22 protein-coding genes are annotated in these 18,825 nt (G+C 73.1%); 12 read left to right on the top strand and 10 right to left on the bottom strand.

From position 1 onward, the window contains the following. Position 1: 1 nt before the first annotated feature. Positions 2 to 874: an ABC transporter ATP-binding protein gene (locus ACQPXD_RS43955; protein WP_432828976.1), complete on the bottom strand. Its 873-nt coding sequence runs from the start codon at positions 872 to 874 to the stop codon at positions 2 to 4. Between the two features lie 103 nt (positions 875 to 977). Here ACQPXD_RS43955 and ACQPXD_RS43950 point away from each other — a divergent pair, with 103 nt between their 5' ends. Then, complete coding sequence (locus tag ACQPXD_RS43950) at positions 978 to 1,871, top strand: Dyp-type peroxidase (RefSeq protein WP_432828974.1); 894 nt, start codon at positions 978 to 980, stop codon at positions 1,869 to 1,871. 18 nt (positions 1,872 to 1,889) lie between these two features. Here ACQPXD_RS43950 and ACQPXD_RS43945 read toward each other — a convergent pair whose 3' ends face one another. The 5 genes from ACQPXD_RS43945 to ACQPXD_RS43925 are packed head-to-tail and all read right to left on the bottom strand — an operon-like array spanning position 1,890 to position 6,363. Next, positions 1,890 to 2,561 (bottom strand): hypothetical protein, encoded by a 672-nt coding sequence (locus tag ACQPXD_RS43945; RefSeq protein ID WP_432828972.1) that lies wholly within the window; start codon positions 2,559 to 2,561, stop codon positions 1,890 to 1,892. Then, positions 2,554 to 2,778, bottom strand: a complete 225-nt coding sequence (locus ACQPXD_RS43940) for a hypothetical protein (RefSeq protein ID WP_432828970.1) — start codon at positions 2,776 to 2,778, stop codon at positions 2,554 to 2,556. The genes ACQPXD_RS43945 and ACQPXD_RS43940 overlap by 8 nt, the downstream gene beginning before the upstream one ends. A 53-nt stretch (positions 2,779 to 2,831) precedes the next feature. After that, complete coding sequence (locus tag ACQPXD_RS43935; RefSeq protein ID WP_432828969.1) at positions 2,832 to 4,916, bottom strand: xanthine dehydrogenase family protein molybdopterin-binding subunit; 2,085 nt, start codon at positions 4,914 to 4,916, stop codon at positions 2,832 to 2,834. Continuing rightward, a complete protein-coding gene (locus ACQPXD_RS43930; protein WP_432828967.1) occupies positions 4,913 to 5,890 on the bottom strand; it encodes an FAD binding domain-containing protein in 978 nt (325 codons plus the stop codon). The genes ACQPXD_RS43935 and ACQPXD_RS43930 overlap by 4 nt, the downstream gene beginning before the upstream one ends. Next, on the bottom strand, positions 5,887 to 6,363 hold the full coding sequence (locus ACQPXD_RS43925; RefSeq protein ID WP_432828966.1) for a (2Fe-2S)-binding protein: 477 nt from the start codon (positions 6,361 to 6,363) through the stop codon (positions 5,887 to 5,889). Before ACQPXD_RS43925 ends, ACQPXD_RS43930 begins: the two co-directional genes overlap by 4 nt. A gap of 76 nt (positions 6,364 to 6,439) precedes the next feature. Here ACQPXD_RS43925 and ACQPXD_RS43920 point away from each other — a divergent pair, with 76 nt between their 5' ends. Next, positions 6,440 to 7,399 carry a zinc-binding dehydrogenase gene (locus ACQPXD_RS43920; protein WP_432828964.1) on the top strand — a complete coding sequence of 320 codons (960 nt, stop codon included), beginning with the start codon at positions 6,440 to 6,442 and terminating at the stop codon, positions 7,397 to 7,399. On the opposite strand, the gene ACQPXD_RS43915 is transcribed toward ACQPXD_RS43920, so the two are convergent. Beyond that, entirely contained in the window at positions 7,385 to 7,810 is a 426-nt protein-coding gene (locus tag ACQPXD_RS43915) for a rhodanese-like domain-containing protein (RefSeq protein ID WP_432828962.1), read from the bottom strand. The two genes, ACQPXD_RS43920 and ACQPXD_RS43915, sit on opposite strands and share 15 nt — an antisense overlap. Before the next feature lie 72 nt (positions 7,811 to 7,882). Between ACQPXD_RS43915 and ACQPXD_RS43910 the strand changes: the two genes are divergently transcribed. The 10 genes from ACQPXD_RS43910 to ACQPXD_RS43865 all read left to right on the top strand — a co-directional run bounded on the left by ACQPXD_RS43910 (position 7,883) and on the right by ACQPXD_RS43865 (position 16,310). Continuing rightward, entirely contained in the window at positions 7,883 to 8,854 is a 972-nt protein-coding gene (locus ACQPXD_RS43910) for a helix-turn-helix domain-containing protein (RefSeq protein WP_432828960.1), read from the top strand. A 60-nt stretch (positions 8,855 to 8,914) separates the two neighbouring features. Then, on the top strand, positions 8,915 to 9,427 hold the full coding sequence (locus ACQPXD_RS43905) for a methylated-DNA--[protein]-cysteine S-methyltransferase (RefSeq protein WP_432828958.1): 513 nt from the start codon (positions 8,915 to 8,917) through the stop codon (positions 9,425 to 9,427). 21 nt (positions 9,428 to 9,448) lie between these two features. After that, positions 9,449 to 9,925 carry an RNA polymerase sigma factor gene (locus ACQPXD_RS43900; RefSeq protein ID WP_432828956.1) on the top strand — a complete coding sequence of 159 codons (477 nt, stop codon included), beginning with the start codon at positions 9,449 to 9,451 and terminating at the stop codon, positions 9,923 to 9,925. Beyond that, positions 9,922 to 10,518, top strand: a complete 597-nt coding sequence (locus ACQPXD_RS43895) for a methylated-DNA--[protein]-cysteine S-methyltransferase (RefSeq protein ID WP_432828954.1) — start codon at positions 9,922 to 9,924, stop codon at positions 10,516 to 10,518. Before ACQPXD_RS43900 ends, ACQPXD_RS43895 begins: the two co-directional genes overlap by 4 nt. Before the next feature lie 937 nt (positions 10,519 to 11,455). Beyond that, positions 11,456 to 11,647 (top strand): hypothetical protein, encoded by a 192-nt coding sequence (locus tag ACQPXD_RS43890; protein ID WP_432828952.1) that lies wholly within the window; start codon positions 11,456 to 11,458, stop codon positions 11,645 to 11,647. 163 nt (positions 11,648 to 11,810) lie between these two features. Continuing rightward, positions 11,811 to 13,370 (top strand): serine/threonine-protein kinase, encoded by a 1,560-nt coding sequence (locus tag ACQPXD_RS43885; protein WP_432828950.1) that lies wholly within the window; start codon positions 11,811 to 11,813, stop codon positions 13,368 to 13,370. Between the two features lie 37 nt (positions 13,371 to 13,407). Beyond that, complete coding sequence (locus ACQPXD_RS43880; protein ID WP_432828948.1) at positions 13,408 to 13,896, top strand: hypothetical protein; 489 nt, start codon at positions 13,408 to 13,410, stop codon at positions 13,894 to 13,896. Continuing rightward, positions 13,893 to 14,525: a hypothetical protein gene (locus tag ACQPXD_RS43875; RefSeq protein WP_432828946.1), complete on the top strand. Its 633-nt coding sequence runs from the start codon at positions 13,893 to 13,895 to the stop codon at positions 14,523 to 14,525. The genes ACQPXD_RS43880 and ACQPXD_RS43875 overlap by 4 nt, the downstream gene beginning before the upstream one ends. Before the next feature lie 154 nt (positions 14,526 to 14,679). Further along, entirely contained in the window at positions 14,680 to 15,654 is a 975-nt protein-coding gene (locus tag ACQPXD_RS43870) for a hypothetical protein (RefSeq protein ID WP_432828944.1), read from the top strand. 29 nt (positions 15,655 to 15,683) lie between these two features. After that, positions 15,684 to 16,310 carry a maleylpyruvate isomerase N-terminal domain-containing protein gene (locus ACQPXD_RS43865; protein ID WP_432844176.1) on the top strand — a complete coding sequence of 209 codons (627 nt, stop codon included), beginning with the start codon at positions 15,684 to 15,686 and terminating at the stop codon, positions 16,308 to 16,310. A gap of 3 nt (positions 16,311 to 16,313) precedes the next feature. Here the strand turns inward: ACQPXD_RS43865 and ACQPXD_RS43860 are convergent, their stop codons facing one another. The 3 genes from ACQPXD_RS43860 to ACQPXD_RS43850 all read right to left on the bottom strand — a co-directional run bounded on the left by ACQPXD_RS43860 (position 16,314) and on the right by ACQPXD_RS43850 (position 18,341). Then, positions 16,314 to 16,913 carry a hypothetical protein gene (locus ACQPXD_RS43860; protein ID WP_432828942.1) on the bottom strand — a complete coding sequence of 200 codons (600 nt, stop codon included), beginning with the start codon at positions 16,911 to 16,913 and terminating at the stop codon, positions 16,314 to 16,316. A 40-nt stretch (positions 16,914 to 16,953) separates the two neighbouring features. Next, positions 16,954 to 17,181, bottom strand: coding sequence for a hypothetical protein (locus tag ACQPXD_RS43855; protein ID WP_432828940.1), 228 nt, complete (start codon positions 17,179 to 17,181; stop codon positions 16,954 to 16,956). A gap of 143 nt (positions 17,182 to 17,324) precedes the next feature. Beyond that, the gene (locus tag ACQPXD_RS43850) at positions 17,325 to 18,341 is read right to left on the bottom strand and encodes an SDR family oxidoreductase (RefSeq protein ID WP_432828938.1); all 1,017 of its coding nucleotides are present in this window, start codon (positions 18,339 to 18,341) and stop codon (positions 17,325 to 17,327) included. Positions 18,342 to 18,825: the final 484 nt, after the last annotated feature.

The raw sequence follows: 18,825 nt of genomic DNA, 5'->3' as shown, positions 1-18,825 counted from the left end.
GTCAGGCCTCCAAACGGGTCAGGGTGAGATAGGCCTCCTCGAGGCCGACGCCGGTGACCTCCAGGTCGCACAGCAGCCGCGCCTCGGCCAGGGCCAGCACGGTCGCGTCGGAGTCGGTGCTGGTCAGCACGGCGCGTCCCTGGTGCCGGGCGAACGCGACGACTCCGGGAAGTACCGAATAATCGTGGTTTTGATCGGCAACGATCACGGTGCGCACCTGCACCCGCCGTTTCACGTCGGCGGCGGTGCCGTCGGCGATGACCCGGCCGCGGTCCAGCACGACGATGCGGTCGGCGTTGGCGTCGGCCTCCTCGAGGTAGTGCGTCGAGAACAGCACGGTGCGACCCTGCCCGGCGTAGCCGCGCATCGCCGCCCAGAACGCGCGCCGGGACTCCACGTCGAGCGCCGCCGTCGGCTCGTCGAGGATGAGCAGGTCGGGCCGGCCGATGACGGCCATCGCGAAGCGCAGCCGCTGCGCCTGGCCGCCGGAGAGGCGCTCGACCGTCCGCCCGGCCAGCCCGGTCAGCTCGGCGAGCTCGAGCGCCTCGGCGACGGGCATCGGGTGTGGGTACACCTGATGCAGAAACGTCAGCAGATCACCAACGGTCGATCGGGGCAGGAGCCCGCCGGCCTGCGGCATCGCCCCGATCCGGCCCGCCGCCGCGGCCGCCTGCGGGCTGCCGCCGAAGAGCCGCACGGTGCCGGTGCGCGGCGGCAGCAGCCCCAGCAGCATGAGCAGGGTCGTCGACTTGCCCGCGCCGTTGGGCCCGAGGACGGCGACGACCTCCCCGGCGCCGACGGTGAGCGTGATGTCGTGCACGGCTTGGAGGCTGCCATAGGAGTACGACAAGTTTTGGAGCTCGACGGCGGTCATGCACGCAACGTTATGGTCGCGGTGACGGTGGGTGCAGATTCGTGCATCTCGATTGCGCGGTGACAAATGTCCTGTGAATCTTGGTACGACTACCATCGCGGACATGGCACCGACTCCGCAGCCGGGTATTTTCGCCGCCGCTCTGGCCGAGCACACCTACATGGAGTTCGATCTGCGGCCGGGGGTGCCGCTGCGCGACCTGGTGGCGGCGCTGACCGCGGTCGGCGAGCCGATGCCGGCGACCGGCGCGATCAATGTGGTGATCGGGGTGCGGCCGTCGCTGTGGGAGCCGATCCTGGCCGAGGACTTTACCGACCCGGTGGTGGGCCCGGACGGGTTCACGATGCCGGCCACGCAACACGACGCGTGGCTGTGGCTGTCGGGCGCGGACCGCACGGCGCTGTTCGACTACACCCGCTCCGCGCTGACGCTCTTGGAGCCGGTCGCGACGTGCGTTTTCGACGTTTCCGGCTGGGTGTACCACCAGGATCGGGACCTGACCGGGTTCATCGACGGCACCGAGAACCCGCCGCGCAGCCTGGCCCCGACGGTCGCCGCCGCCGCGGACGGCCCGGGTGCGGGCTACAGCATCGCGCTGCTGCAGCAGTGGCGGCACGACTCGGCCGCGTTCGAGTCGCTCACCGTCGCCGAGCAGGAGCTGGTCATCGGCCGCACGAAGGCGGACTCGATCGAGCTCGACGACGCCCACAAGCCGGCGACGTCGCACGTCGCCCGCACCGTCGTCGAGGAGGGCGGCAAGGAGCTGAAGATCTTCCGCCGCAACACGGCCTACGGCACGGTCCGCGACCACGGCACGATGTTCGTCGGCTTCTGCGCCACGCAGCACCCGCTCGCGGAGATGCTGAGCCGCATGGCCGGCGTCGGCGACGGCGTGCGCGACGCCCTGACCCTTTACACGGCGCCGCTCACCGGCGCCTACTACGTCATCCCGCCGGTCGAGGTGCTGGCCCGGTACGCCCCGGCGCCAGAGGACTGACGCCGGGGCCGCATTCGCTCACCGCCCGCCGATGGCCGGCTCCTTGATGCCGTAACCGAGGTCGAGCAGCCCCTCGGCGGACTTGCTGGGTCTTCGCCGGATCGCGGCCAGCAGCTGGATGTCGTGGTACGTCGTCCGCGACCGTTCGAGGGTCAGTTTGCTGTCGGCCTTGGCCTCGACGAGCCGCTCGTCGATGAGGAACTCGATGAGGTCCTCCAGCGCCGGCCGGAACCGCCGGCCGCCGACCGGCAGATGCAGATGGTGCAGCCGCGACCGCTTGCGGCCGGCGGCGGCAAGCAGTTCCTCCAGGCTCGGGTTGTGGCCGTAGACCTGGAGATAGGCCTCCGGGTAGCCGTCCTTGCCGCGTTCGTAGTCGTAGTGCAGCACCTCGTCCGCGGCTTGCGGACCGGCCAGCAGCGCCCACGTCGATTTCTGGACCGTGAGGTGGCCGTCGTCGTCCGCGAACAGCAGTGCCTCGACATCGAGCCACAGATGCAGGCCGCGGGCGGTGCGGAGCCGGATCGGGCTTCTCCCGCGGGCCTGGCGCTGGACCTCGGCGCCGAGCACGACGGTGCCGGTGCGGATGAGCAGGGTTCGGATGCTGGCGCCGTCCGTCACCGTCGAGTTCAGCAGCTTGGTCAGGCGTTCTGCGAAGTCGGCGCTCGACCGTTCGAGAGCGGTTCTAGACATCGCCGTACCGGATGATCGTCCATAGCTTGCGGGCCCGCCAGTTCTGGAAGTCGTCCTCTGCGGCCTGGCGAGCCAGCTCCTCACGGGTCAGGCCGAGCTCGTCGAGGTCCGCCTGGACCGCGGCGGCGAGTTCTTCGCGGGTCGGTCGCCACATCTCGTCGTCTTGGTCGTCCGGCTCGGTTTCTGGTGGGTGTTGGTTGGAAATGGTGGTCGTCATGCCGCCATCCTGGCAAGGTATTGTCCCTGGTTGCAACCGGTTAGGGCCACACGTTACAGAAATGTGGCGGGGGTCATGGGGAGGGTTCGGATGCGGCGGCCGGTGGCGTGGTAGACGGCGTTGGCGACCGCGGCCGCCGTGCCCACGATGCCCAGCTCGCCGACACCCTTCGAGCCCATCGGGTTGAGGTGCGGGTCCTCCTCGGCGACGAACTCGACGTCGATGTGCGGCACGTCGGCGTTCACGGCGACGTGGTACGAGGCCAGGTCGTCCGTCACGAAGTCGCCCGACCGCGGATCCATGACGCTCTGCTCGAGCAGCGCCATCGACACCCCCATCGTCATCGCCCCCAGCAGCTGCGAGCGGGCCGTCGTCGGGTTGACGATGCGGCCCGCGGCGAAGACGCCCAGCAGCCGGTCCAGGCGTACCTCGCCGGTGGCCGGGTCGGCCCGCACCGCGCAGAACTGGGCGCCGAAGGAGTGCCGGGCGTAGTCGGGCCGGGCCGCGACGTCCGCGGTGGTGTCGGCGGCCGCGGCCACGCCTTCGGGCGGTACCCGGCCCTGGTGCAGCCGCTCGATGCGCTCGCGCAGCAGCCGGCACGCCTTGGTCACCGCCCAGCCCCAGGACGAGGTGCCCATCGAGCCGCCGGCGACCGGTGCCATGCCGATCTCGCTGTCGCCGACCCGGATGTCGACGCAGCTCGGGTCGGTGCGCAGGGCGTCGGCGGCGATCTGGCGCAGCACGGTGCGGGCGCCGGTGCCGATGTCGGCCGCGTTCACCGCGACCTCGAAGTGGTCGTCGGCGGTGGCCCGCGCGGTCGCGGTCGACGGCCAGGTCAGCGCCGGGAACGTGGTGGCCGCGACGCCGGTGCCGAGCAGCCACCGGCCCTCGCGGCGCGCCGCCGGTCGCGGGTCGCGTCCGGCCCAGCCGAACCGCTCCGCGCCCAGGCGCAGGCACTCGACCAGGTGGCGGCTGCTGAACAGCCGACCCTCGGCGTCGGTGGCGGTGTCGTTGTCGATGCGCAGCTGCACCGGGTCCCAGCCGCCGGCGACCGCGAGCTCGTCGATGGCCGACTCCAGCGCGAACGCGCCGGGGCACTCGCCCGGGGCCCGCATCCAGGTCGGCGGCGGCACGTCGAGCGCGACGACCCGGTGCGAGGTGCGCAGGTTCGGCGCGCCGTAGAGGATTCGGCTGATCACGGCGGTCTGCTCGACGTACTCCGCCAGCCGCGACGCCTGGCTCGCCGCCTCGTGGGCGAGCGCGGTCAGCCGCCCGTCCGCGGAGGCGCCGAGCCGCACGCGCTGGATGGTCGGGGTGCGGTACCCCGCGAGCGAGAACAGCATCGACCGGGTCAGCGACAGCTTCACCGGCCGGCCGACCAGGCGGGCGGCCATGGCGGCCAGGACCACGTTGGGCCGCGGCCCGCCCTTGGACCCGAAGCCCCCGCCCACGTGCTCGTTGTGCACCCGCACGAGCTGTGGCGGCAGCTCGAAGAGGGCCGCGAGGGTGTCCCGTACCGTCGTGGACGACTGCGTCGAGTCGTAGACGACGAGCCGCCCGCGCTCCCAGAACGCCGTCGTCGCGTGCGGCTCCATCGGGTTGTGGTGCTCGGCCGGCGTGCGGTACGTCGCGTCGAGGCGCACCTGCGCGACGGCGAACGCCGCGTCGAAGTCCCCGGTGTCCAGCCGGCCGGGGTAGCCGCCGTTGACGATCGCGGGCTCGTAGAGGTCCGGGTGGTCGGGGCGCAGCTCGGTGTCCGGCGGCTGCGCCTCCGCGCGGACCTTCACCGCCGCCGCGCCTTCCTGCGCGCTCTCCAGCGTCATGGCCACGACCAGCGCGACCACCTGCCCGTGGTACCGGATCTCGGGCGACTGCAGCACCAGCACGACCGGATCGCCGGCCGGCTGCAGCCGCGGCGCGTTGCCGTGCCACAGCACCGCGAGGACGCCGTCGACGGCCAGCGCGTCGGCGGTGTCCACAGCGGAGATCCGGCCGCGGGCGAACGTGGAGAGCACCGGCCAGGCGTGGACCGCACCGGGCACCGGCCGGTCCGCGGCGTAGAGCGCCTGCCCGGTGACCTTTTCCCGCGCCTCGAGCCGGGGCCGCGCCGCGCCGACCTGCGTGAGGCTCACCGTCATGACGTCATCTCCCGCAGTACCTCGACGGTCAGGTTGCGCAGCAGCGGCACCTTGTAGGCGTTGTCGCGCAGCGGGCGGGCGGCGGACAGCTCCTCGTCGGCGGCCCGCGCGAAGCTGTCCACAGTGGCCGGTGCGCCGCGCAGCGCGCGCTCGGCCGCCCATGCGCGCCACGGCAGGTGCGCGACCGCGCCCCAGGCCAGCCGGACGTCCCGCACGACGCCGTCGCGCACCTCGACGGCGGCCGCGACCGAGCCGGCGGCGAACGCGAACGACGCCCGGTCGCGGACCTTCCGGTAGACCGACGTCGCGGCGATCGGCAGCTCCGGCAGTACCACCGCGGTGATCAACGCGCCGCGGGGCAGGTTGGTGTCGCGGTCCGGCCGCTCGCCGGGGCGGCGGAACAGGTCGTGCACGCTGACCGCGGCCGCGCCGTGCGGCCCCGCGTAGTGCACCGAAGCGTCCATGATGGACAGTGCCACGGCGAGGTCGGACGGGTTCGTGGCGATGCACTGCGGGGAGGCGCCCAGGATGGCCAGGTCGTGGTGCTCGCCGTCGCGGGCCGCGCAGCCGGTGCCCGGAGCGCGCTTGTTGCAGGGCTTGGCGACGTCCTGAAAATAGCGGCAGCGGGTGCGCTGCAACAGGTTGCCGCCGACGGTCGCACGGTTGCGCAGCTGCCCGGACGCGCCGGCCAGCAGCGCCTGCGAGACCGCCGGGTAGGCGGCCTGCACCGCGGAGTGCGCCGCCAGGTCGCTGTTGGCCACCAGCGCGCCGACCCGCAGGCCGCCCTCCGGCAGCTCCTCGACGTCGCGGTACGGCAGCCCGCTCACGTCGACCAGGATGTCCGGGGCGCTCACGCCGAGCTTCATCAGGTCCACGAGGTTGGTCCCGCCGGCCAGGAACGCCGCGTTCGGGCGCACCATCGTGGCCAGGGCGCCCGCCTCGTCCTCCGGCCGTTCGTACACGAAAGGTCTCATGACGCCGACGCCGTCTCGTAAACGGCCGCGGCGATGTTCACGTAGGCGCCGCAGCGGCAGATGTTGCCGCTCATCGCCTCCCGGACGTCGGCCAGGGAGCGGGTCTCGGCCGGGGTGAGCCCGACCGCCGAGCAGATCTGGCCCGGTGTGCAGAACCCGCACTGCAGCGCGTCGTGCCGGATGAACGCCTCCTGGACCGGGTGCAGGCCGTCCCCGGCGCTGAGCCCCTCGACCGTGGTCACCTCCGACCCGTCCGCGCTGGCGGCGAAGATGAGGCAGCTGACCACCCGGCGGCCGTCCAGCAGCACCGTGCAGGCGCCGCACTGGCCGTGGTCGCAGCCCTTCTTCGCGCCCACCAGGTCCAGTTGCTCGCGCAGCACGTCCAGCAGCGTCGCGCGGTTGTCCAGGCGCAGCCGGAACGCGTGGCCGTTGACCAGCAGCGTCACGTCGCTCGTGTGTCGTGTCTCCACCACCGCGCTGCTGCCCGCGCGGCGCCCGGACTAACCACCTCGTTGACATGAAGCGCGCTTGAGGTTGAAGGGTGGTGGCATGCGTGCGATCGAGGTGGCCCGGTTCGGCGGGCCCGAAGTGCTCGTGCCGGTCGAGGTGCCCGAGCCGGAGCCGGGCCCGGGCGGGGTGCTCGTCGCGGTCGAGGTGGCCGACACCCTGTGGCTGGAGACCGCGGTCCGGTCCGGGCGCGGCGGTCCGGTCTTTCCGGTCAGCCTGCCGTACCGCCCGGGCGTCGGCGTGGCCGGCACGGTGTCCACTGTGGGCAGTGGCGTCGATCCACAGTGGATCGGCCGGCGGGTCGTCGCGCCGACCGGCCACGCGGGCGGCGGCTACGCGACCCGGGCCGCCGCCCCGGCCGGCGCCCTGGTGCCGATCCCCGACGCGGTCGAGTCCCTCGACGCCGCGGCCGTGCTGCACGACGGCGTCACCGCGCTCGCTCTGAGTGAGGTGGTACCGGTCGCGCCGGGCGACCGGGTGCTGATCACCGCCGCCGCCGGCGGCCTGGGCGCGATCCTGGTGCAGCTGGCCCGAGCGGCCGGGGCGACCGTGGTGGCGGCGGCCCGCGGCGCGGCCAAGCTCGAGGCGCTGCGCGGGCTCGGCGCCCATCAGGTCGTCGACTACTCCGCGCCGGACTGGACGGCCGGGATCGGGCCGGTCGACGCCGTGCTCGACGGCGCCGGTGGCGACTACGGACGGGCCGCGTTCGCCCTGGTCAGGGACGGCGGCCGGTTCTCCGGGCACGGCACGCCGGCGGGCGGCTTCGCCGCGCCCGACCCCGAGGCCGCCCGGGCCCGCGGGATCACCGTGACCGGCATCGGGGACGTGCGGCTGCGCCCGGAGCGCTTCCGCGCGCTGCTCGGCCGGGCTCTCGCCGCGGTCGCCGAGCGGCGCTTCACGCCGCTGATCGGGCAGGTGTACCAGCTCGACGAGGCCGCCGCGGCGCACCGCGCGATCGAGGAGCGCACCGCGCTCGGCAAGACCCTGCTAGCAGTCGCATGACACCGCCCAGCGCGGCGCGGTGAGCTCGTCCGCGGGCCGGCGCGTGAGGCCCGCGGAGGTCTCGAAGTCCAGGCCCTCGCGGACCCAGTACTCGAAACCGCCGAGCATCTCCCGCACCCGGTAGCCGAGCCGGGCGAACTCCAGCGCCGCCCGGGTGGCGCCGTTGCAGCCGGGGCCCCAGCAGTAGGTGACCACGTCCGCCCCGGCCGGCACCAGCCCGGCGGCGCGCGCCGCGATCTCGGCCGTGGGCAGGTGCACGGCGCCCGGGACGTGCCCCTGCGTCCACGCCTGCGCGCCGCGCGAGTCGACGACGATCAGGTCTTCGGTGCCGGCGGCCAGCGCCGCGTGCACGTCGCTGACGTCGGTTTCGAAGGTGAGGCGGGCGGTGAAGTGCTCGATGGCATTGGTCATGCCGTTGAGCATGATTCGGCGGGGGTACTCCGGGACAGTGGCGCGAACGACGCCGTTCGCTAATATTTCGCCATGCGCGTCCACGTCGGCGGCCCGACCGTGTCGGTGCTCGCGTTCGCCGGGATGTCCCTGTTCGAGACCGGGATCGTCACCGAGGTCTTCGGGCTGGCCCGGCCGGAGCTCGACGTCCCGTGGTACCGCCTGGAGATCTGCGGCCCCGCTCCCGGCCCGATCCCGGTGCTCGGCGGGGCAACGCTGCACGCCGCCGGCGACCTGGCCCGGCTGGCCGCCGCGGACACGGTCATCGTCCCCGGCGTCGAGAGCGTCTACGCCGATCCCGCGCCCGAGGTCCTCGACGCCCTGCGCGCCGCACATGCCCGGGGCGCGCGGATCCTGTCCATCTGCTCGGGCGCGTTCGCGCTCGCGGCCGCGGGCCTGCTCGACGGCCGCCGCGCCACCACCCACTGGCAATACGCGGCCGTGTTCCGCGACCGGTTCCCGGCGGTCGAGCTGGACCCGGACGTGCTCTACCTCGCCGACGGCCCGGTGTGGACCAGCGCCGGCAGCGCCGCCGGCCTCGACCTGTGCCTGCACGTGGTGCGCACCGACCACGGCGCCGCGGTCGCCAACGCGGTCGCCCGCCGCCTGGTCGTGCAGCCCCACCGCGACGGCGGCCAGGCCCAGTTCATCGAGGCCCCGGTGCCCGCCGGCCCGGCCGACGACCGGATCGCCGCCAGCCTGGACTGGGCCCTGTCCCACCTGACCGAGCCGCTCACGCTACATGCGCTGGCGGGCCAGGCGCACATGTCGCCGCGCACGTACCTGCGCCACTTCACCCGCGCGACCGGCACCAGCCCGATCCGCTGGCTGCTGCGCCAGCGCGTCCAGGCCAGCCTCGCCCTGCTGGAGACGACCGACGCCCCGATCGAGCGGATCGCGAGCACCGTCGGTTTCGAGACCCCGGTGACGTACCGTCACCACTTCACCAACCTCATGCACACCTCCCCGTCGGCCTACCGCAACGCGTTCCGCAACGGTCGCTAAACCCGCCTCACGTTCCGGCCCCCTCACGCGTCTACCCGGCAGAGACGAAAGGAGACGCGGATGAGGACCCGGCACACGGTCGTCGACAGCGAGCTCGGGGCGATCACCCTCGTCGCGAGGGACGAGGCGGTCAGCGGGCTGTATTTCCGCCACCATGTCCGGCGCCCGGCGCACGAGACGTTCGGGCCCGAGGTGGTCGCCGCCGCGGATCCGCAGCTGGGGGAGGCGGCCCGGCAGCTGCTCGAATACATCGCCGGGCAGCGGCGGGAGTTCGACCTGCCGCTGGTGGCCGACGGCGACGAGTTCCAGCGGGCGGTCTGGGGCATCGTGCGGGAGATCCCGTTCGGGGAGACGACCACCTACCGGCGGATAGCCGAGCGGCTCGGCGACCGGACGCTGGCCCAGAAGGTCGGGCAGGCCGTCGGGGCAAACCCGCTGTGCGTCTTCGTGCCGTGCCATCGCGTCGTCGGCTCCGACGGGTCGCTGACCGGCTATGCCGGCGGGCTCAAGCGCAAGCGGGCGCTGCTGGAGCTCGAGGAGCCGGCCGAGGTCAGCGCCGGCCGCCTGTTCTGAGCGGGGAGACTCGAGAAGGATATGAAGCAGCCGTTCGAGAAGGTCGTCGCACAGCACGGGAGCACCGTGCTGCGGGTCTGCCGCGTCCTGCTCGCGCCGCACGACGCCGACGACGCGTGGTCGGAGACGTTCCTCTCGGCGATGCGGGCGTATCCGGGCCTCCCCGAGACGGCAAACGTGGAGGCCTGGCTGGTGACGATCGCGCACCGCAAGGCGATCGACGTGCTGCGGGCGGCGAGGCGCAACCCCGTGCCGGTGGAGGAGCTGCCGGAGGAGCCGACGGCGCTGGGCATACCCGGGGCCGGGGATGCGGACCTGTGGGCCGCCGTGAGCGGGCTGCCGGCCAAGCAGCGCCAGGCGGTCGCCTATCGCTATGTCGCCGGCCTGGCGTATGCCGAGATCGCGCAGATCCTCGAGGGGACCGTCGACGCGGCGCGAAGAGCGGCGGCCGACGGCATCAGGAACCTCAGAAAGCAGTATTCGGGAGCGTCATCATGACGGACATCACCGCCCGGCTGTCGGCGCCGGTGGACGCCGCGACCCTCGACCGGCTGCACCGCCGCCTGGAGCGGGAGGCCGAGCAGGCGGGGCTCGTGGACGTCGCCTACACGATCGTCGACTCGCCGGTGGGGAAGCTGCTGCTGGCGGCCACGCCGCGGGGGCTGGTCCGGGTGGCCTACGCTAGCGAGGACCACGACCGGGTGCTGGACACCCTCGGCCGGCAGCTGAGCCTGCGGATCCTGCGCGCGCCGGGGCGCCTGGCGAGCGCCGCCCGCGAGCTCGACGAGTATTTCGCCAGGCGCCGCCAAGCGTTCGACGTCGAGCTCGATCTGTCGCTGTGCCACGGATTCCGGCAGCTGGTGCAGCGGCATCTGCCGCAGATCGGCTACGGGCAGACCCGCAGCTACCGGCAGGTCGCCGAGCTCGTCGGCAACCCGAGAGCGGTCCGCGCGGTCGGCACGGCCTGCGCGACCAACCCGCTGCCCGTCGTCGTCCCCTGCCACCGGGTGCTGCGCGCCGACGGCACCCTCGGCGGCTACATCGGCGGCCCGGAAGCCAAGACCGCCCTGCTCGCCCTGGAGGCCACCTGATCACCGCGAGCGCCGAGCGGGACCGTCGCCTCGGTTCCGGCTCGCACCGCCCGGTGTCGCTGCTCGTCGCGGGGTGCCTGCCCCGGAGGCCCCGCCCGCCGGTGTGGTGCGAGCTTGGCGGGGTCCGCCACGGAGCGGCCACCGGCGCGGCCGTGATGCGCTTCGCGGGGTCCATGGGCGGCCGACCCGCAATGGCCGTGCTCCGGCCGTGCTCCGGCCGTGCTCCGGCCGTGCTCCGGCCGTGCTCCGGCCGTGCTCCGCCCGCGCCTCGGCACCGGCTGGTGCCGCGCGGGAACCGGCGCCCCTCATACACGACACCAGCGGACGTGACCGCGACGCGTCGGCGCCCTCGATCGGGGTCATGCCCGGCTGGCGGCGTGGACGTGTCGGCCCGGCCGCTGATGTCGCTGCGGACCCTCGCCCCGGAGCCGGAGGAGATCTCCGCCTGCACCGGCGCAGACCGAGTGCCGCTGGACGCGGTGCCTGCCGGCGGCTTCGTGGTGTCCGGTCTGCGCGTCCCGACCATCCGGGGCGGGTGCGATCGGCGATCACGTCCCACCCGTCGGGCGCTGCGCGGTGCAGCCGTGTGGTGCGGCCCAGCGCGGTGTGGCGTTGCCCCGGCGCGGCCCGGCCCCGGTGTCGCGCCACGCGTGGTGCGGTGGGCGCGCTGGCCGCTGCGGAGCGCGGCGTAGCGACCGGAAGTCTCCGTGATCATGCGCAACCGGCACTGACACCAACGGTTTTTCCATGATCCCGGAGTGTTGTAGTACACGGGGGTACTACAACACTCCGGGATCATGGAAAACCCGGTGTGCGGTCAGCGCGGGCATCATGATCACGGAGACATACGTCCGCCTCTGGCCGCGCGGATCGGAGGTTGCGCCCGGCGGGTGCGACATTCGCACCGGTCCGTCGCGCTGCCCCGGGGTTGGCGTCGATGATCGCTCGTGCCTCCACCGGTGGGCCGCCGACGCCCGGCCTGCGGCGGTGTCGCCTTGGCGGCGGCGGTCGCCATGCCGGCCGGGCTCGCCGGGCGGACCTGATCGTGTTCGTCACGTCCGGTGTCTTTGTCGTCACGCTGCTGTTCGGGCCGCCGCTGCTGTCGGTGGTCCGCTGGGCGAGCGGATGATCCGGCACATGCGGGCGACGGTCGTCCGGCTGTGCGCGATGAGCGACGGATTGACGACGTAGTGCTCCAGGCGGTTGCAGGGCAAGTTGAACATTGACGAGGTTCGTATCGCCGGGAGCTATCCGGCAGACTAAGACGGTCCGTTTTACCGACCGCGTCGGTGGTGGCGGGCGTGCTGGGATGTCCTTTTAACGGCAATGGGCGGGGTCTGATCTTGAAGACGCTGGTGGACCGGTACCGGCTGGAGTACGCGATCGGCGCGGGCGGCATGGGCATCGTGTGGCGCGCCCGTGACCTGCACCTGCAGCGGCTGGTGGCGATCAAGGAGGTGCGCCTCCTGGACACCCTGAGCGACGAGGAACGCACCGCCATCGTCGATGTGGTGGTGAACCAGGCCGGTGCCGTGGCCCGGCTTGTCCACGCGCACATCGTCGCCGTCCACGACGTGGTGGTCGACGAGGGCACGCCGTGGATCGTGATGCGGTTCGTCGAGGGGCGCTCGCTCGACGAGCGGGTGCGCGCCGACGGTCCGGTCTCTCCGACCGAGACGGCCCGGATCGGCCTGGCGCTGCTCGACGCGCTGCGGACCGCGCACGCCGCCGGCATCGTCCACGGCGACGTCAAGCCGGCCAACGTCCTGCTGCAGCCCGACGGCCACGTGCTGCTGGCCGACTTCGCCCTGGCCGCCACCATCGGCCACGGCGTGCCGCTCGGCCGGCCCGCGTACATCTCTCCGGAGCGGATGCACACCGGCGAGGCGGGCCCGCCCGGCGACTACTACTCGCTCGGCGCCACGCTCGCCTTCGCCGCGACCGGCGGCGATCCGTCCAACACGAGCGGCAAACCCCTGCCGGCGTCGCTGGTCGGGGCGCTCACCGCCCTGCAGGCCGCCGATCCGCAGGACCGTCCGATGGGCGACGCCGCCCGCCAGGCGCTCGTCGGGGTGATTCGCCCGCCCGCGGAGGCGCCACCGGCCCCGGCCGTCCCGGCATCCCCGCCCGTGCCACTGCCACTGCCACTGCCGGTGCCGGTGCCACTGCCGGTGGCAGCGCCAGTGCCGCCGCCTCCGCCGCCACCGCCGGCCGAAGTGGACGAAATGCCTGCGGAAGCGGCGCCGGTGGACGTACCAGACAATCCAGCACCGCCGCGGAAGGGCTGGTCGCAGCGCAAGACCGCGGCCCTGGTCGGTGCCGCCGTGCTGGCCCTGCTGGTGGCGATCGGCGTGCTCGGCCACGGCGGTCCGAAGGAGACGGCGGCGCAGGAGGGCCCGGTCGTGCCGGGGCCGTCGCGGCAGAGCCAGACCCTGCCGCCGAGCCCGGAGCCGAGCCCGACGCCGAGCGAGTCGCCGTCGGTGTCCGCCTCGGCCTCGCCGTCCGGCAAGCCGGCCAAGACCAAGAGCTCGGGGTCGCCGTCCGCGAAGCCGGCGGTACTATCCGCGAAAATCGAAACGAACCCGGACTACTATGACGGCCCGTGCCGGCGGGGCGGCCTCGACGTCACGGTCACGGTCACGATCACCGTGAACCAGCCCGGGACGAAGGTCACATACACCGTGACCGGTCAGCCACCACGGACCGTGACGGCGACGAACGGAACGTACACCACAAGCTTCCATGTCCCGGTTGACAACACGCGCAAAAACACATTTACCTACGCGCTTGGTGTGACCGCCCCGAGCGCGGCGAGCTCATCGGCGACCTTCACGAACGACTGCTCCCGCTGAAGACTCGCTACGATGCCGGGGTGCCGAGGAGCCCAGCATGAACGACGACGTCACGCGCGACGGCCTGCCGCGGTTCATCTACGGTGAGTACACCGGCGAGATCCGCCTGCCCGAGCGCCCCGAGCCGGCCGAGACCGGCGGCCCGATGGACCGCAAGACGATGATGCTGCTGGCCGGCGGTGGCCTCGCGCTGGTGTTCATCATCGGCCTCGTGATCGCCGCGCTGAGCACCGGCGGCGGGGTCGACTCGCCGGCGGTCGCCAACGAGCAGCCCTCCAGCGCCGCGAGCTCGTCCGGCGGGCCGTCGCCGACCGGCGAGCCGTCGGCGTCGCCGACCTGGGCGATGGCGCCGTCGGGCTTCGACGGCCGGGCGGGCGGGTCGAGCGGCAAGCCGAGCAAGAGCGGCAAGCCGCCGACCACGATCCAGCCGCCGCCGGCGACCACCACGCCGCCGGACACGCATCCGACCACGCGGAAGCCGCCGTTCTCGTTGAAGCCGCCGACGCTGACCAAACACCCGGAATGACGGATCTGTTCGGCGGCGACGACGAGCGGCCCGGGCTACCGGAGCCGCCGCCGGACGGGCCGGGTCCGCGCACCCTCGCCCTGCTGGTCGGCGGCGGGGTGGCGCTGATCGCGATCGTCGGCCTCGTGGTCGCGGCGCTGAACACCGGCGGCGGCAGCGACCCGGGCGACCGGCCGGTCGCCGCCCGCGCGACGCCGGCGCCGGTGGTGCCGGAGAGCAGCGCCTCGCCGACGCCGGTCCGGCCGAGCGCGATCCGGTCGTCGGCGTCCGTCCGCCCGTCGGCGTCGAAGACCTCGGCCCGGCCGAGCTCGCCCGTTCCGTCGACCCCGTCCGGGCCGCGGGTGGTGTCGGTGACGGTCGCCGCCGACCCGGCCGCATTCAGCACCTGCCGCGGCACGCTGACCGCGCGGCTCACGGTGCGGATGGTGCTGAGCCAGCCGGGGCTTCCCGTGCGGTACACCATCAACGAGACACTGGCCGTGCGCAAGACCGCGACCGACACCACGTTCACCGAGACGACGAGGGTCACCGTCAACCCGACGACCGGCCAGCACCAGGTGCGCATCGCCGTCAGCTCGCCGAGCGCCGCGACCGCGCAGACCTCCATCGAGGTCGACTGCGGAAGATGAATGTTCGTGAATCCCGCACGATTGGTTACGATCGATGTACCCAACGTGACGGGGACGGTCGGTCATGCTCACCGGGCGCAGCCTGCTCGTACACTGTGCGGCGAACCAGGCATTGCGCTGCGCACCGATCGGCCGGAGGCCGCACGGCGGGCTGGTGATCTCGCCGTATGCCCACGACGAGGCCGGCCTGCTGGCCACCGCCGCCTACCTGCGCCGCCAGGGCGGCTTCGACGCGCCGCTGCTGCTCGACGCCGCGCGCTACGCGGGGCGCAACCGCCTGCCGGCCAGCGCGCCGTTCAACCCGCGCTGGCTGCGCCGGCAGCGGGAGCTGGGCCTGCCCGTGCTCACCGACTCGGGGTACATCGCCGACGGTGACGAGCCCGGCCTGGTCAGCATCCTGCGCCGCACCGCCGCGGTGCCGGACGGGATCGCGGTGCTGCCGCTGCACCCGGCGTGGCTGCGCGACCGGCTGCACCTGACCCTGCTCACCGGCCACGTCCGCGACGCCGGGGTGCCGGTGGCCCTGGTCCTGGAGGCGCGCAGCGACCCGTTCGCCCTGGTCGGCTGCGTGAGCGGGCTGCTGGAGGTGCTCGGCTGCGGGGTGCCGGTCCTGCTGCTGCGCTGCGACCTCTCCGCGCTGGGCGCCCTGTGTCACGGCGCGGTCGCCGCCGCCGTCGGCACGGTCGGGGCGCTGCGGCACCTCGCGCCCCGCGAGGCCGGGGGTGGCCGGCCGCCGCCGGGGCCTCGCCCGCCGTCGACGATTTTCAAACCCACGATGTCGTACCGCCGGATCAGTGCGATTTCGCGCGCCCGCCGCGGGCATCCTGATGCCCGGCTGTGGGCCTGCGACTGCCCGGTTTGCGAGGGCCGGGACCTGGACTGGATGGCGACGCTGCCGGAGCGCGAGCGCGAGGTGCCGGCCTTCGAGCACGCCGCCGCCGTGCTGTACGCCTTGCGCGACGAACTGCTCGGCGGCGACGTCCCGCTGCCGAGGGCGGCGCGCAGCTGGTCCGCCCGCTGCGCCGACGCCGCCTACCGCGAGCGAGAGCTGCGCTGGACCCCGACGCCGATGCTCCGCCAATGGCGCGAGGCCGGCCCCGCGACGGCCCCGCTGCCCCTGGCCGGCTGAGCCAGCCTGCTAGCGTCGGCGGGGTGACGATGAACGGCAGCGACGTCCTGCACGCGGTCGGACGGGTCCGCGAGGCATTCGGCGACGTTCCCGACGACGGCTGGGACCGCCCGGCCGGCACGCTGTCGTGGAGCTGCTGGGAGACGGTCGAGCACATGGCCGACGACCTGTTCGCCTACGCCGCCCAGATTGCCCCGGCGGATGCCCCGCAGGAGGCGTACCTCCCGTTCGTCTGGCGCACCATGCGCGACGGCGGCCCGTCGTCGACCATCTTCGTCGAGCGCAAGGCCGGCACCCTGGGCCTGCTACGCGCCTTGGACGCGTGCGCAGCGATGCTGGCCGGCGTGATCGACGCCGCCCCGCCGTCGCGCCGCGGCTGGCACCCGGACGGCCTCAGCGACCCGGAGGGCTTCGCCGCGATGGGCGTGCTGGAGGTACTGGTGCACGCCTGGGACGTGGCGGACACGGTCGAGCGACCGTGGGATCCGCCGGCGCGGCTGTGCCAGGCCGTCCTGGACCGCCTGTTCGTGGATCTCCCGCCCCACCAGAACCCGTGGGAGACCCTGCTCTGGGCGACGGGCCGCACCGCCCTGCCCGGTCACTCCCCACGCACCTCCTGGCGCTGGGACGGCCGCCCCCTCGCCGAACGCTCCTAGCTTTCACCGCACCGCCGCCAGCATGGCCAGCCCTTCGGCGGCCTTCGCGGGTCTTCGCCGGATCGCCGCCAGCAGCTGCACGTCGTGGTAGGCGCCGCGGGACCGCTCCAGGGCCTGCTTGCTGCCCGGCTTGGCCTCGACGAGCCGCTCGTCGATAAGAAACTCGATGAGATCTTCCAACGCCGGCCGGAACCGCCGCCCACCAACCGGCAGATGCAACTGATGCAGCCGCGCCCGCTTGCGACCGACGGACTCGAGCACCTCCTCGAGGTCGGCATTGCGCCCGTAGACCTGGAGATGCGCCTCCGGGTAACCATCCTTGCCGCGCTCGTAGTCGTAGTGCAGCACGTCCGTATCGGCGTTCCGCCCGGTCAAGAGTCCCCAGGTTGACTTGAGCACCGTCAGGTGACCGTCGTCGTCAGCGAAAAGAAACGCCGAGACGCCGAGCCACAGCCGCGTGCCGCCCTGCGCGGCGATCGGGACGGGCCGGCCCGGCGCGCCGTGGCGCCCCGGGCCGGTGCCGAGAGCTACGACGCCGGGGTCGGTCGTCCTCGAACGGATGGTCGCCCCGTCGGTCACCGTGGCGTTGAGCAGCCTGGTCATGTCCGCGGCCAAGGCGGCGCAGCCCTCTTCGAGCCGAGATCTAGGCACCGGAGACCTCGATCATCATCCAGAGGCTCTTGGCCGACCAGGACTGGAAGTCGTTCTCCGCCGCCTGACGGGCTAGTTCCTCACGGGTCAGGCCGAACTCGTCGAGGTCCGCTTGGATCGCGGCGGTGAGTTCTTCGCGGGTCGGCCGCCAGATATCGTCGTCGTCCTGCTCGTCCGGCTGAGGTTCTGGCAAGCGTTGGCTGGGGATGGTGGTAGTCATCGCGGCGCTCCTCCCGTGTCTGCGAACCGCGTCGAGACCATGCTTCCACACCTAGTTGATTGTGCGCAACCAGATAGGGCCCTACGTAGGATCCTTAGTGAGGAACGCATGACGGTATGCGGAACCACTGTCACGGTCGGCGGTCAGCGGCGGCGGGCGTAGGTGGCGCCGGCGGCCAGGGCGGCCAAGGCGGCGCCGGCGGCTGCGGCCAGCAGGCCGTGGTGGTGTGAGGCCCACAGCTGGGGGGCGCGGCTGGTCGAGCGGTCGTCGAAGTCGCCGTGGGCGCCGAAGTCGGTGTTCTCGTCGGCGGGTTCCCACAGGTTGCGGGGCTGGCGCGGGTTGCGCGGCTGCGAGGTCTGCTGCGAGTCGTACCCGGTGCGGGCGAGGTACCGGTCGAGCAGGCCCGGCGCGAACTTGTCGGCGATGAGCGTGCCGACCGTCGAGGCGCCGACCCAGTACTCGCGGCGCTTGGGGTGGTCGGCGGCGTACATCACGGCGCGGGCGGCGATCTCCGGCTGGTAGATCGGCGGTACCGGCTGGGCGTGCCGGCCCAGGCGGGACAGCACCCAGTCGAACTGCGGCGTGTTCACGGCCGGCATCTGGACCATCGTGACGTGGACGTTGCTCTTGTCGTGCATCAGCTCCGTGCGCAACGATTCGTTGAAGCCCTGGACGGCGTGCTTGGCGCCGCAGTAGGCGCTCTGCAGCGGGATGCCGCGGTACGCCAGGGCCGAGCCGACCTGCACGATGGCGCCGCGGTCGCGGGGCAGCATGCGGTCGAGGGCGGCGCGGGTGCCGTAGACGTAGCCCAGGTAGGTCACCTCGGTGACGCGGCGGAACTCCTCCGGGCCGATCTCCATGAACGGGGCGAACACCGACGTGAACGCGTCGTTGACCCACACGTCGATCGCGCCGAGTTCGTCCTCGACGCGGCTCGCGGCGGCGTCGACCTGGCGGTGGTCGGCGACGTCGACCTCGATCGGCAGCGCGGTGCCACCCAGCGCCTCCACGTCCTCGGCCGCGGCCTTGAGCCCGGCGTCCCCGCGCGCGAGCAGCGCCACCGCGGCGCCCCGTCGCGCGAACCGCCGCGCGGTGGCTCGGCCGATCCCGCCGGTGGCCCCGGTGACGACAACGACCTGACGGACCCCCTGATGCCTCATGCCTGACGCATACCCCGCGCACCCGCCCGCGAACCGCCGCCACGCACCCCCGTCAATGCCCCGCGCTGATCAGGGTGAGCCATCGGCCGGGTGGGCGCAGCACCGCTCCAACACATCGCGGCGGGCAGCGCGGTCAAGTGGGCGCTCACCCGGGTCACACATCCCACATGTCGGACGCTGCCCGCCGCGGCGACCGGAAGTCTCCGTGATCATGCGCAATCCGCACCGGCACCAACGGTTTTTCATGATCACGGAGTGCTGACGTACACCCGTGTACCACAAGTCTCCGGGATCATGGAAAACCCGGTGTGCGGTCACCGTAGACATCATGATCACGGAGACATACGTCCGGCCCGGCCGCACAAATCGGATGCTGCACCCGACGGGTGCGACATGCGCAACAACCGCCCCGCCCCGGGGGCATGCGCCGATGACCCGTCGTCTCCTACCGGTGGCGGTCGGCGCCCCGCGTGGGGCGGCCTCG

Origin of the sequence: Dactylosporangium sp. CA-092794, assembly GCF_050948465.1 — a bacterium.
Classification (GTDB): Bacteria; Actinomycetota; Actinomycetes; order Mycobacteriales; family Micromonosporaceae; genus Dactylosporangium.
Note: the sequence above shows the minus strand (reverse complement) of the source record. Positions and strands in the feature narration are given on the sequence as shown.

Coding starts and splice junctions, on each gene's coding strand:
- ACQPXD_RS43955 (WP_432828976.1), bottom strand. CDS start 874: ATGACCGCCGTCGAGCTCCAAAACTTGTCGTACTCCTATGGCAGCCTC.
- ACQPXD_RS43950 (WP_432828974.1), top strand. CDS start 978: ATGGCACCGACTCCGCAGCCGGGTATTTTCGCCGCCGCTCTGGCCGAG.
- ACQPXD_RS43945 (WP_432828972.1), bottom strand. CDS start 2,561: ATGTCTAGAACCGCTCTCGAACGGTCGAGCGCCGACTTCGCAGAACGC.
- ACQPXD_RS43940 (WP_432828970.1), bottom strand. CDS start 2,778: ATGACGACCACCATTTCCAACCAACACCCACCAGAAACCGAGCCGGAC.
- ACQPXD_RS43935 (WP_432828969.1), bottom strand. CDS start 4,916: ATGACGGTGAGCCTCACGCAGGTCGGCGCGGCGCGGCCCCGGCTCGAG.
- ACQPXD_RS43930 (WP_432828967.1), bottom strand. CDS start 5,890: ATGAGACCTTTCGTGTACGAACGGCCGGAGGACGAGGCGGGCGCCCTG.
- ACQPXD_RS43920 (WP_432828964.1), top strand. CDS start 6,440: ATGCGTGCGATCGAGGTGGCCCGGTTCGGCGGGCCCGAAGTGCTCGTG.
- ACQPXD_RS43915 (WP_432828962.1), bottom strand. CDS start 7,810: ATGACCAATGCCATCGAGCACTTCACCGCCCGCCTCACCTTCGAAACC.
- ACQPXD_RS43910 (WP_432828960.1), top strand. CDS start 7,883: ATGCGCGTCCACGTCGGCGGCCCGACCGTGTCGGTGCTCGCGTTCGCC.
- ACQPXD_RS43905 (WP_432828958.1), top strand. CDS start 8,915: ATGAGGACCCGGCACACGGTCGTCGACAGCGAGCTCGGGGCGATCACC.
- ACQPXD_RS43900 (WP_432828956.1), top strand. CDS start 9,449: ATGAAGCAGCCGTTCGAGAAGGTCGTCGCACAGCACGGGAGCACCGTG.
- ACQPXD_RS43895 (WP_432828954.1), top strand. CDS start 9,922: ATGACGGACATCACCGCCCGGCTGTCGGCGCCGGTGGACGCCGCGACC.
- ACQPXD_RS43890 (WP_432828952.1), top strand. CDS start 11,456: ATGATCGCTCGTGCCTCCACCGGTGGGCCGCCGACGCCCGGCCTGCGG.
- ACQPXD_RS43880 (WP_432828948.1), top strand. CDS start 13,408: ATGAACGACGACGTCACGCGCGACGGCCTGCCGCGGTTCATCTACGGT.
- ACQPXD_RS43875 (WP_432828946.1), top strand. CDS start 13,893: ATGACGGATCTGTTCGGCGGCGACGACGAGCGGCCCGGGCTACCGGAG.
- ACQPXD_RS43865 (WP_432844176.1), top strand. CDS start 15,684: ATGAACGGCAGCGACGTCCTGCACGCGGTCGGACGGGTCCGCGAGGCA.
- ACQPXD_RS43860 (WP_432828942.1), bottom strand. CDS start 16,913: ATGACCAGGCTGCTCAACGCCACGGTGACCGACGGGGCGACCATCCGT.
- ACQPXD_RS43855 (WP_432828940.1), bottom strand. CDS start 17,181: ATGACTACCACCATCCCCAGCCAACGCTTGCCAGAACCTCAGCCGGAC.
- ACQPXD_RS43850 (WP_432828938.1), bottom strand. CDS start 18,341: ATGAGGCATCAGGGGGTCCGTCAGGTCGTTGTCGTCACCGGGGCCACC.